At 66.4% G+C, this 11,030-nt stretch carries 15 protein-coding genes; 9 read left to right on the top strand and 6 right to left on the bottom strand.

What is annotated here, in order from left to right; translation table 11 throughout:
- Together VFA16_RS02200 and VFA16_RS02195 are read right to left on the bottom strand one after the other, a co-directional pair.
- Window positions 1-80, bottom strand: an 80-nt coding sequence (locus VFA16_RS02200) for a hypothetical protein (protein ID WP_324966240.1), incomplete at its 3' end; no start/stop codon positions are given.
- A 21-nt stretch (window positions 81-101) separates the two neighbouring features.
- Window positions 102-956, bottom strand: coding sequence for an LLM class F420-dependent oxidoreductase (locus tag VFA16_RS02195; protein ID WP_324966237.1), 855 nt, complete (start codon window positions 954-956; stop codon window positions 102-104).
- 250 nt (window positions 957-1,206) lie between these two features.
- Between VFA16_RS02195 and infA the strand changes: the two genes are divergently transcribed.
- The 8 genes from infA to truA all read left to right on the top strand — a co-directional run bounded on the left by infA (window position 1,207) and on the right by truA (window position 5,896).
- A complete protein-coding gene (gene infA, locus VFA16_RS02190; protein ID WP_003418601.1) occupies window positions 1,207-1,428 on the top strand; it encodes a translation initiation factor IF-1 in 222 nt (73 codons plus the stop codon).
- A 59-nt stretch (window positions 1,429-1,487) separates the two neighbouring features.
- Window positions 1,488-1,601, top strand: coding sequence for a 50S ribosomal protein L36 (rpmJ, locus tag VFA16_RS02185; protein WP_003879483.1), 114 nt, complete (start codon window positions 1,488-1,490; stop codon window positions 1,599-1,601).
- 210 nt (window positions 1,602-1,811) lie between these two features.
- Window positions 1,812-2,186, top strand: coding sequence for a 30S ribosomal protein S13 (gene rpsM, locus VFA16_RS02180; protein ID WP_324966236.1), 375 nt, complete (start codon window positions 1,812-1,814; stop codon window positions 2,184-2,186).
- 3 nt (window positions 2,187-2,189) lie between these two features.
- The gene (rpsK, locus tag VFA16_RS02175; RefSeq protein ID WP_083088235.1) at window positions 2,190-2,603 is read left to right on the top strand and encodes a 30S ribosomal protein S11; all 414 of its coding nucleotides are present in this window, start codon (window positions 2,190-2,192) and stop codon (window positions 2,601-2,603) included.
- 14 nt (window positions 2,604-2,617) lie between these two features.
- Window positions 2,618-3,223, top strand: a complete 606-nt coding sequence (gene rpsD, locus VFA16_RS02170; protein ID WP_083088234.1) for a 30S ribosomal protein S4 — start codon at window positions 2,618-2,620, stop codon at window positions 3,221-3,223.
- A 71-nt stretch (window positions 3,224-3,294) separates the two neighbouring features.
- Window positions 3,295-4,338, top strand: a complete 1,044-nt coding sequence (locus VFA16_RS02165; RefSeq protein ID WP_324966235.1) for a DNA-directed RNA polymerase subunit alpha — start codon at window positions 3,295-3,297, stop codon at window positions 4,336-4,338.
- 32 nt (window positions 4,339-4,370) lie between these two features.
- Window positions 4,371-5,012, top strand: a complete 642-nt coding sequence (gene rplQ / locus VFA16_RS02160; RefSeq protein WP_324966234.1) for a 50S ribosomal protein L17 — start codon at window positions 4,371-4,373, stop codon at window positions 5,010-5,012.
- 8 nt (window positions 5,013-5,020) lie between these two features.
- Window positions 5,021-5,896: a tRNA pseudouridine(38-40) synthase TruA gene (truA, locus tag VFA16_RS02155; protein ID WP_324966233.1), complete on the top strand. Its 876-nt coding sequence runs from the start codon at window positions 5,021-5,023 to the stop codon at window positions 5,894-5,896.
- Here truA and VFA16_RS02150 read toward each other — a convergent pair.
- Window positions 5,893-6,495: a cutinase family protein gene (locus VFA16_RS02150; protein WP_324966239.1), complete on the bottom strand. Its 603-nt coding sequence runs from the start codon at window positions 6,493-6,495 to the stop codon at window positions 5,893-5,895. The genes truA and VFA16_RS02150 overlap by 4 nt on opposite strands.
- 70 nt (window positions 6,496-6,565) lie before the next feature.
- Window positions 6,566-7,381 carry a cutinase family protein gene (locus tag VFA16_RS02145; RefSeq protein ID WP_414687615.1) on the bottom strand — a complete coding sequence of 272 codons (816 nt, stop codon included), beginning with the start codon at window positions 7,379-7,381 and terminating at the stop codon, window positions 6,566-6,568.
- A gap of 127 nt (window positions 7,382-7,508) precedes the next feature.
- Here VFA16_RS02145 and eccB point away from each other — a divergent pair, with 127 nt between their 5' ends.
- A complete protein-coding gene (eccB, locus tag VFA16_RS02140; protein WP_324966232.1) occupies window positions 7,509-8,933 on the top strand; it encodes a type VII secretion protein EccB in 1,425 nt (474 codons plus the stop codon).
- Here eccB and mycP read toward each other — a convergent pair.
- A complete protein-coding gene (gene mycP, locus VFA16_RS02135) occupies window positions 8,874-10,259 on the bottom strand; it encodes a type VII secretion-associated serine protease mycosin (RefSeq protein ID WP_324966231.1) in 1,386 nt (461 codons plus the stop codon). The two genes, eccB and mycP, sit on opposite strands and share 60 nt — an antisense overlap.
- On the bottom strand, window positions 10,256-11,030 hold a 775-nt coding region (eccD, locus tag VFA16_RS02130), incomplete at its 5' end, for a type VII secretion integral membrane protein EccD (protein WP_324966230.1). The genes eccD and mycP, both read right to left, overlap by 4 nt.

The raw sequence follows: 11,030 nt of genomic DNA, 5'->3' as shown, positions 1-11,030 counted from the left end.
TCGTCGGGATGCTCGCGCACCGTGCTGTGCACGAAGTTCGCGCCGATGAAACCGGCGCCTCCGGTGACCAGCAACCGCATGGTCAAACCCTAACCAGGCCGTCAGCCCTTCGGCGTCAACCCCAGCGGTCCGGCCAGTTCGGCAAGCGCCTCGACCAACTTGTCACCGCGCGTTAGGACCTGGACGGCCACATGGTCGGCACCGGCGTCGAGGTGTTGCTTGAGCCGTGCGGCGATCGCGTCGGTCGTGCCGTAGGCGACCAGGGCGTCGACCAGGCGGTCGCTGCCTGGGCGGGTGATCTCGTCGTCGCCGAACCCCAGCCGCTTCCAGTTGTTGCGGTAATTCGCCAGGTTGAAGTAGATGTCGAGAGCCTTGCGCCCCACCTCGCGGGCGTGATCGGCGTCGGTGGTCAGCACCACCTTGTGCTCGGGCGCCAGGAACGCCGACGAGCCGATCAGCTCACGCGCTTGTGCGGTGTGCTCAGGGGTCGTCAAGTAGGGGTGTGCTCCTGCGCTGCGCTCCGCGGATAGCTTCAGCACTCGAGGGCCCAGCGCCGCCAGCACCCGGCGGTTGGCCGGCACGCCATGCTGGTCGAGCCGGTCCAAATACTCGGTTAGCGCGTCGTAGGGCTTGCGGTATTCGGTGTGTGCCTCGGGATGACCGACGCCAATGCCCAGCAGGAAGCGGCCCGGGTAGGCGTTGTCGATGCGATGGAACGACTTTGCGACCGCGTCGGCGGGTGCTGTCCAGATGTTGACGATGCCGGTGGCTACCTGCAACGTCGACGTCTTCTCGAGGATGGGTTCCACCCACTCCAGCTCCGCGGGCGGCGAGCCGCCCACCCACACGGCCCCATAGCCGAGTGACTCGATTTCCTTGGCTTGCTCCGGCGTGACACCGCGGCCGAACGATCCGAAGCGGCCGAGGTTGGGCTTATTGGCAGCGGAATTGGTCATGGTTTGACCAACCTGTCGGCAGACGGGCGGTATTCCGCCCTGGTCGCAGGCGGTACAGACGGTAAGACGTTCATTTTGGTCCAGCGCACCGATGCGAGTATCCTTGGACGCTGGTGCGGCCATCCGTGCCGGCTCTTGCGTGTCCAGCGCTGGAATTTCACGGAACTTCCTGACCCCTGCTCACGTTTTGCAGTCGGTGCCCGTGCTGCATCGAGACGGGCGTACTGATTAGGAGGATCGCCGGAAGCTTATGGCGAAGAAAGACGGTGCCATCGAGGTCGAGGGCCGCGTGGTCGAGCCGTTGCCCAATGCGATGTTTCGCATTGAGCTGGAAAACGGCCACAAGGTGCTCGCCCACATCAGCGGCAAGATGCGGCAGCACTACATCCGCATCCTGCCCGAGGACCGGGTGGTGGTAGAGCTCTCGCCCTACGACCTGTCCCGGGGCCGCATCGTGTACCGGTACAAGTAACTAGAGCGCCCTAACACCACGTCAACGACGGAAAACGACAGGACAGGATCGAAACAGCCGTGAAGGTGAACCCGAGCGTCAAGCCGATATGCGACAAGTGCAGGGTGATCCGTCGGCACGGGCGGGTCATGGTGATCTGCTCCGATCCGCGCCACAAGCAGCGCCAGGGATAACGGCTCCCGCCTCCGGCGACCGACGCAGGCCGCAGAGCGGCCTGAGGAGGAGCCGGAAAATTAGGCCTGAGAGCCAGCGACAACTGAATGCAGACCTCCCAGTACCTGTGAGCGGGTGGGCCGCTCATCTCGCCCGGACGGAGGCCGGGCCCCGGAAGCTCCCGGGACGGACTGGGACCAGACCTCCGCAAAGAAAGAGGAATGCCACACATGGCCCGACTTGTCGGCGTCGACCTGCCGCGCGATAAGCGCATGGAGGTCGCCCTGACCTACATCTACGGCATCGGCCGCACCCGTTCCAACGAGATCCTGTCCGCGACCGGTATCGACCGGGACTTGCGCACCAAGGACCTCACCGATGACCAGGTCACCAAGCTGCGCGACTACATCGAAGCCAACCTGAAGGTCGAGGGTGACCTGCGCCGCGAGGTGCAGGCCGACATTCGCCGCAAGATCGAGATCGGCTGCTACCAGGGCCTGCGCCACCGTCGTGGTCTGCCCGTGCGCGGCCAGCGGACCAAGACCAACGCCCGGACCCGCAAGGGCCCCAAGCGCACCATCGCCGGCAAGAAGAAGGCCAGGTAAGCCATGCCACCCAAGAAGACCACCGCCGGGCCCAAGAAGGGGCAAAAGACCCGCCGGCGGGAGAAGAAGAACGTCCCGCACGGGGCGGCCCACATCAAAAGCACGTTCAACAACACGATCGTGACGATCACCGATCCGCAGGGCAACGTGATCGCATGGGCGTCGTCGGGCCACGTCGGGTTCAAGGGGTCGCGTAAGTCGACACCGTTCGCTGCCCAGCTGGCTGCCGAGAACGCCGCCCGCAAGGCCCAGGAGCACGGCGTGCGCAAGGTCGATGTGTTCGTCAAAGGTCCGGGCTCGGGCCGGGAGACCGCGATCCGGTCGCTGCAAGCCGCGGGTCTGGAGGTCGGCGCGATCGCCGACGTCACTCCCCAGCCGCACAACGGTTGCCGTCCGCCCAAGCGGCGTCGCGTCTAGGAGAACAAGAACCGATGGCTCGTTACACCGGACCCGTTACCCGCAAATCACGTCGGCTGCGCACCGATCTCGTCGGAGGCAGCCAGGCGTTCGAGAAGCGTCCTTATCCGCCCGGCCAGCACGGTCGCGCGCGGATCAAGGAGAGCGAATACCTGCTGCAGCTGCAGGAGAAGCAGAAGGCCCGCTTCACCTACGGCGTGATGGAAAAGCAGTTCCGCCGCTATTACGAAGAGGCGGTGCGCCGTCCCGGCAAGACCGGTGAGGAGCTGCTGCAGATTCTGGAAAGCCGGCTCGACAACGTGGTCTACCGCGCCGGGCTGGCCCGGACCCGCCGGCACGCCCGCCAACTTGTCAGCCACGGCCACTTCTTGGTCAACGGCGTCAAGGTCAACATCCCCAGCTACCGGGTCTCGCAGTACGACATCATCGACGTGCGGGACAAGTCGCTGAACACCGTGCCGTTTCAGATCGCACGCGAGACCGCCGGTGATCGGCCGATCCCGAGCTGGCTGCAAGTGGTGGGGGAACGTCAACGGATCTTGATCCACCAGTTGCCCGAGCGGGCGCAGATCGACGTGCCGCTGTCCGAGCAGCTCATCGTCGAGTACTACTCGAAGTAATGCTTCCGCACCGCCGGTGCGGAGTTAACGGCATCAAATAGCGGGTGCCGAGAAGGAGATAGAAAAACACCATGCTGATCTCACAGCGACCAACCCTGTCCGAAGAGGTCATCACCGATACCCGTTCGCAGTTCGTCATCGAGCCGTTGGAGCCGGGATTCGGCTACACGCTTGGTAACTCGCTGCGGCGCACGCTGCTGTCGTCGATTCCCGGCGCAGCGGTCACCAGCATCCGCATCGACGGTGTGCTGCACGAGTTCACCACCGTGCCCGGCGTCAAGGAAGACGTCACCGACATCATCTTGAACCTCAAAGGTCTGGTGGTGTCCTCCGAGGAGGACGAGCCGGTCACGATGTACCTGCGCAAGCAGGGTCCCGGTGAGGTCACCGCCGGTGACATCGTGCCGCCGGCCGGTGTCACCGTGCACAACCCCGACATGCACATCGCGACGCTCAACGACAAGGGCAAGCTCGAAGTCGAACTCGTCGTCGAACGCGGCCGCGGCTATGTGCCAGCCGTGCAGAATAAGGCGTCAGGCGCTGAAATCGGCCGCATCCCTGTCGATTCCATCTACTCGCCGGTGCTTAAAGTCACCTACAAGGTGGACGCCACCCGTGTCGAGCAGCGCACCGACTTCGACAAGCTGATCCTCGACGTTGAGACCAAAAGCTCGATCACCCCGCGCGATGCGCTGGCCTCGGCGGGTAAGACGCTGGTCGAATTGTTCGGGCTGGCACGCGAACTCAACGTCGAAGCCGAGGGCATCGAGATCGGGCCGTCGCCGGCCGAGGCCGACCACATCGCCTCGTTCGCGCTGCCGATCGACGACCTGGATCTGACAGTGCGGTCCTACAACTGCCTGAAGCGCGAGGGCGTGCACACCGTCGGCGAACTGGTGTCGCGCACCGAATCCGATCTGCTCGACATCCGCAACTTCGGCCAGAAGTCGATCGACGAAGTCAAGGTCAAGCTGCACCAGTTGGGCCTGTCGCTGAAGGACAGCCCGGCCAGCTTCGACCCGTCGGAGGTCGCCGGGTACGACGCTGCCACCGGCACGTGGTCCAACGACAGCGGCTACGACGATCAGGACTACGCCGAAACCGAACAGCTCTAATGCGGTTCTGATTCAAGACAGGAGCGTCTGCAATGCCCAAGCCCACGAAGGGCCGCCATCTCGGCGGATCGTCGTCACACCAGAAGGCGATCCTGGCCAACCTGGCCACAGCGCTGTTCGAGCACGGCCGGATCAAGACCACCGAGCCCAAGGCGCGGGCGTTGCGGCCGTATGCGGAGAAGCTGATCACCCACGCCAAGAAGGGCACGCTTCACAATCGGCGTGAGGTGCTCAAGAAGATCCGTGACAAGGATGTGGTGCATACCCTATTCGCCGAGATTGGGCCGCATTTCGCTGACCGCAACGGCGGCTACACCCGCATCATCAAGGTCGAGCCCCGAAAGGGCGACAACGCCCCGATGGCGGTGATCGAGCTGGTGCAGGAGAAGACGGTGACCGCGGAGGCCAACAGGGCTCGGCGGGTGGCGGCTGCGCAGGCCAAGAGCAAGCAGACGGAGTCGCAGCAGGCGGCGGCTGCGGCGGCACCACAAGCCGCGGTGGAGCCGGAGGCGGTAGTCGGCGAGGAGGCCGGTGAGGCGGCTGAGGCCGAAAGCGTCCAGGCGGCTGCGGCCCAGAGCGCGCCAGTGGCCCCGGCCGCAGAAGCCGAGGCGACCGAGCAGGCCGATGCGGAGGCCAAAGCTGACGAGCCGACGGCAGAGTCAGACGAGTCCTGACGAAGGCGATGAACGTGCCCGCCATCGATGACGGTGGCGGGCACGTTCGTCTTCGGCTCGACATCGCATATGACGGAACGGATTTCGCTGGCTGGGCGGTGCAATCCGCACACCGGACTGTTGCCGGTGTGCTGGACGAGGCGCTGTCGACGGTGTTCCGGACGCCGGTGCGGCTGCATGCGGCTGGGCGTACTGATACCGGTGTGCACGCCACCGGCCAGGTGGCCCATGTCGACGTCCCTGCAGAGGCGCTGCGGTATGCCTACCCGCGCGCATCGCGGCGCGGCGAGCCCGAATTCCTGCCGCTGGTGCGACGTCTCGGCCGGTTCCTGCCGGTCGATGTCCGGGTGCGCCGAATCGAACGAGCCCCAAAGGGTTTCGACGCCCGCTTTTCGGCGCTGCGCCGCCACTACATCTACCGGTTGACCACAGCCCCGTATGGGGCAGAACCGCAGCAGGCGCGCTATGTCACGGTCTGGCCGCGCGAACTGGACGTGGAGGCGATGACTGCGGCGTCGCGAGATCTGCTCGGGTTGCACGATTTTGCGGCGTTCTGTCGACAGCGTGAGGGTGCCACCACCATCCGCGACCTGCAGCGGCTGGACTGGTCGCGCGACGGGCATTTAGTAACCGCCCAGGTCAGCGCTGACGCATTCTGCTGGTCGATGGTGCGGTCGCTCGTCGGGGCGCTGCTGGCCGTTGGCGAGCACCGGCGTACCGCCGACTGGTGCCGGCAGCTGCTGGCGTCGACGCGCCGGTCGAGCGACTTCGCAGCCGCGCCGGCGCACGGTTTAACGCTGGTCGGGGTCGACTATCCGCCCGAAGACCAGCTCGAGGCGCGCATTCTGATCACCCGTGACCTGCGGTCACCGACGGTCGACTAAACCCTGCTGGCGACGAATCGCGCCGCCTGATTGGTCATCGTCGGCACGTAGCCGGTGTGGGCGCCCCATGTGTTGCCATTCGAGCAGACCGGATCACCGCCGGTGCACAGGTCGATGGTCTTGGCCGTGTATTGCGGACTCAGGCTCGTCAGCACCCCGCCCAAATGATCCGACGGGTTGCCGAAGACAGCCACCGCCGCGACATGGTCCGCCACATCGGGCGGCAACGGTCGGGTGAAGCCAACACCCCCCACCGGCGCGGCGGTGACGATGTCGACTACCGCGGCACCCTGGGAATAGCCGCCGAGAACCAGCTTGGTGTCCGGGCACTTGTTGGCCATGTCCTGCAAGTGGCCACTGGCGTCGTTGGCACCGGTTGTCGCGGCAAGGAAGTTGTAGCTGGCGGGGTAGCTGACTCCGTACGTCCCCACAGATTTGCCCGGCATCTGCGAGCGCAGTGAACTGACGAAGGCATTGCCGACACTGCCGATGCCGGCTGGCTCGCCGGTGCCTCGGGCGAATACCACCTCGACATCCGGGCACGACGCCGCGGCTGCCGGACTCGACGCGAATGGGGGGACTGCCAATGCGACTGACATCAGCAGACCGAACAACGCCGTGACCGGGCGGAAACTCATGCCCGATGTATCGGGCGCTGTGACCGGCGCGTTACCGAACGACAGTTCGGGATGCGGCGTCCGAACCGACGGTCGATCCCGGGCCGAGGGGCGACCCCGGCCCCGGCGTCACGCTGGGCCAGGGAAGCGAGCCCGATCCGGCGGATAAAAGCTTGGCCGCGATGAACGTCGCCGCCTGCGTGGTGTAGGTGGGGACATAACCGTCGGTGTGGTCGCTCCACTCATTCCCAGGGCCCGCGTGGCAGATCGGGTCGCCCGGGTTACACAGGTCGATGGCTTTGGCCCCCAACAGCTGACTCTGGCTGGAAACCGGGCTGCCCGAGCGGTCGGCGATATTGCCGAAGGTGGCAAGGGCCGTGATGTTGTCGACATACTGCGGGGGCAGCGAGCTACCCCAAGTCACGCCACCCACGGGAACGCCGGCCACGATGTCCATCACCGACGCGCCCTGCGAGTATCCGCCCAGCACAATCTTGGTGTTCGGGCAGGCCTGAACCACGTCCTTGACCCGCTTGATGGTGTCGTTGGCGCCGTCACCACCACCCAGCTGGAGTTTGCCGGCGGGATAGTTCACGCCGTAGGCGTCGATGTTCAGTCCGGTCTGCTGCCGCAGCGAGTCGACGAGGGCCTGACCGACGCGCCCGACGCCAGCCGGCTCGCTGGTACCGCGGGCGAAGATCACTTCGACATCGGGGCAATCAACCGCGGATGCAGTTGGGACGGTTGCTGAAACCGCGCTCGATGCCCCCAGCACGACGCCGGAGGCGACCACTGCGGCGGCGCCCAACCCGGCCCAGCGGCCCGCTGAGCGCCGACGGTACTGCGGAGATGACTCGTGGTTGTGCACGGGAAGATGGTACCGGGTAGCTGGGAAATCGGCTTAATTGAGCCGCAAGACGTCCCTGCTGTGGAAAAATGCGACCGCCGTTGTGGGCGTCCTCATATCGTGAAGCCAAATCGGCGCGGGGGACGACATGGCATGGCAACCGACAACCCGGCTGCACGTCAGCGGGTATCGATTCCTGCTGCGCCGGCTTGAATGCGCGTTGCTGCGGCGGAACATCGATACGGTCGACGAACCGATGCGCGCCCATACGGCCTCATTTGCGCTCGGCTGTGTGCTGGCTGCCGTCGTCATCGTGGGGTGCGCGGTGCTTGCGTTGATGCGGCCGCAGCCGGCGCTGGACGGTGCGGCGATCGTCATGGGTCAGCGGTCCGGCGCACTGTATGTCCGAATGGGCGACACCTGGCACCCGGTGCTGAACCTGGTTTCCGCGCAGCTGATCGCAGCGTCGAACACCAATCCGCGCCCGGTGCGCGAGGCGGATCTGAGCCGCACCAAACGTGGTCCCCTGCTCGGTATCCCGGGTGCTCCGCAGCTTCTCGGCGAGCCACTCGGCGTCGGCGAATCAGGATGGGCGATATGCGACACCGGTGGTCAGACCCCATCGACCACCGTGGTCGTCGGTTCCACGACCGGGCCGATATCTCGCCGGCTGGCGCCTGAGCAGACCATCCTGGCCACCCCCGAATCCCGTACGCCGACTTACCTGCTCTACAACGGACACCGGGCGGTAGTCGATATGGCCGACCGGGCGATCGTGCGAGCACTGCAGTTGGAAGGCATTGTGCCGCAGATAGTCTCACGGACGTTGTTGAATACGATCCCGGAGGTGCCGCCGATCACCGCGCCGCGAATCCCGGGCGCCGGCGGCCCTGGACCGGCGACGCTGCGTGGGTTTGCAGTTGGCAGCGTGCTCAGCATCACCCGCGCCGACGGCGACGAGTACTACGTCGTCTTGCGCGACGGCGTCCAGCGAATCGGTCCCCTCGCTGCAGAGTTGGTGCGCCTCCACGACTCATACGGCGCACGCACCATTGTTTCGGTGGCGCCTGATGTCATCGGCGATAACCCCACGGTAGATGCGCTGCCGGTCGCGACGTTTCCCGAACGGACGCCAATACCGTTGGGCGCCCAGGAGACGACGCTGTGCGTGGCGTGGGGGCCCGCAGACCCGGGTCATGCCGACTTCTTGACCGGCGGACTTCCCGTGCCGACCGGGCGGGCGCCCGTGGCGCTGTCGCAGGCCGACGGAGAAGGGCCGGCGGTGGACGCGGTCTACCTGCCGCCGGGCCGCAGCGCCTATGTGCGATCCACGGGTCTCGCCGGTGATATGACGCCGGCCGGGACCAGCTATCTCGTCGCCGACACGGGGGTGCGGTTCGCCGTGCATGACGACGAGGCGGCCCATGCTCTGGGTCTTGCGGCGGCGGTCGCAGCACCGTGGCCGATGTTGGCCGCGTTGCCCGAGGGGCTAGAACTCAGTAGGGAAAACGCCTCAGTCGCACGCGATGTCGTCGTGGCCGCAGGTGGCGGGCGGCGTCCGCGATCGCCGTAGCCGCGCGGCCGCGGTTCCGGTGCTCACCGCCGCGGCAAGCACCACCACACAGATCGCTGCACCGGTGAACGCGATGTGCCTGGCCGCGCGGCTCGGTCTTGGCGGCGGGGCCGGCGCCGGAATTGCCACCGGATTCTCCGGCGGCCGACGGGTGGTGGTGGTCGGTGGCGCGTCGGTGCTGACAGCCGCCAACGCGTCGATGACGCCGTTGCCGACGACCGGATTCCATCCGCCGGGCGGTCGATGTGCGGTGGCCTCGATGCGCTGCATGACCTGCCGGGCCGTCAGCGTCGGGAAACGCGATCGGATCAACGTCGCCAGTCCGCTGACCACGGGTGCGGCGTAACTGGTTCCGGACAGCGGTGCCGGGCCGCCTTGCCCGGCAATTGAATTCACTATCCCGTCACCGACAGGGCTGAGCGATGTCACCGCCTCACCGGGGGCCGCCACGTCCACCCACGGACCCGGGATGCTGAATGTCGACGGTGCGCCTTGTGCGTTCACCGATCCCACAGTGAGGACGTAATCGTCGTACCACGCCGGGCTGACCGCGACCGTGACCGTGTCCCAGGTTGGTTGCGGTGCCTGAGCCGGGCATCGTCCTGCGCCGCCGGTATTTCCAGCCGCGGCGACCACGACGGCGTTCTTGACGTCGACCGCGTAGGCCAGCGCGGCTCCGAGCGACCGGTCGTCGAAGCTGGATTCGGCTGGGATGCAAGCGACCGTCGAAATGTTGATCACCGAGGCACCCAGATCAGCGGCCGTCCGCACCGCCTTGGCCATGGTGTCCACGTCACCGACGCCTGTGCTGGATCCGTTGCCGACGGGTCCGAACTTGGTGCTGGACTGGCGGATGCTGATCACGGTGGCTTCCGGTGCGATACCGCTGAAATGGTCTGCAGCCTTGGGATCACTGCGTGCTGCGATGATTCCGGCGACGATCGTGCCGTGTCCGTCGCAATCCTGCGTGCCGTCGCCGGTGGACACGTAGTCACCGCCGGCGACCACGTCCGGCAACCGCTGATGCGGCGAAACCCCGGTGTCGATGATCGCCACCCGCTGGCCCGAGCCACGCGTGAGCTCCCATACCCGCGGTAAGTCAAGGCCGGCGAGCTGAGCGGATTTAGCTACGTCGCCCATGGCAGGCTCGGCCGTCGGCACACTGCATAGCTCGCGCTGCACCGTGGGCTGCGGGGGCGCTGGGGTCGCCGAGCCCGGCAAGCGACTGTCGTCGATCGGTGGCGGCGATACGGCATGAGCGGGCGGCGCGGCGTAAAGGGCGATCAGCGCAACCAAAGCCGCGATGCGCGCGCCGCGTGTGGTCATGGCAGGCTCAGGCCACGAACGGCCCCATACAACCCGCATACCCAACCGGCCAGCGGCACGATGGCGGCCAACGCGAGATACTCCAGCAGATCGATGCCGCGCCGCGCCACCGGCGACAACGTGACCGCCGGCGTGATGAAGCCTAGGCACAACGGCGCCGCGGCGAGCGTGGCTGTGGCCGCGGCGATCCACGGCAACTGCGGTGCCGCTGCGGCGGCGGCCACGAAACTCGCGGTAAGTGTGGCAGTTCCAGTGACGGTGAGTACCAAACGCCTCACCAGGTCGACTTCTGCCCGTGTCCGTAACAGCAGCACCGCAGCTGTGACCGCGGCGAACGCGACGCCGCCGCCGCGCGGAATGCCAGTACTGTACGCCTCAATCGCGGCGCCGGTCGCCGCCGATACCGACCATCCGGCGACCAGAGTGGTTAGACACGCGTCGGCGCGGATCGCTTTGGCCGAGAGCGGGTCTGGGCTCGGCGCGGGAGCGTCGTCCGTCGACAGCTGTGGTGATAACCCTGCCAACGCTACCGAAAGCCGCGCAGAGAGCGCGAGCAGCCCCAAGGATGCCACGGTAGGCGCCAACGCGACGACGTGCAGTGGCGCGGCGGTGACAATACCCACCAGTGCAGTGACAGCGGCGACGATCATGCAGCACGCTGTCGCGGTGAACGTCACGGCGCCGCATCCGGTTACGCGTAGCGCCAACACTGAAATGACCGCCGCAGCCATCGCGGCGAGCAGCACGTTTGGTGCTGCCGGGCCGCCGGGA

Origin of the sequence: Mycobacterium sp., assembly GCF_035653355.1 — a bacterium.
Lineage (GTDB): Bacteria > Actinomycetota > Actinomycetes > Mycobacteriales > Mycobacteriaceae > Mycobacterium.
This window is presented reverse-complemented; position numbering and strand designations above follow the sequence as displayed.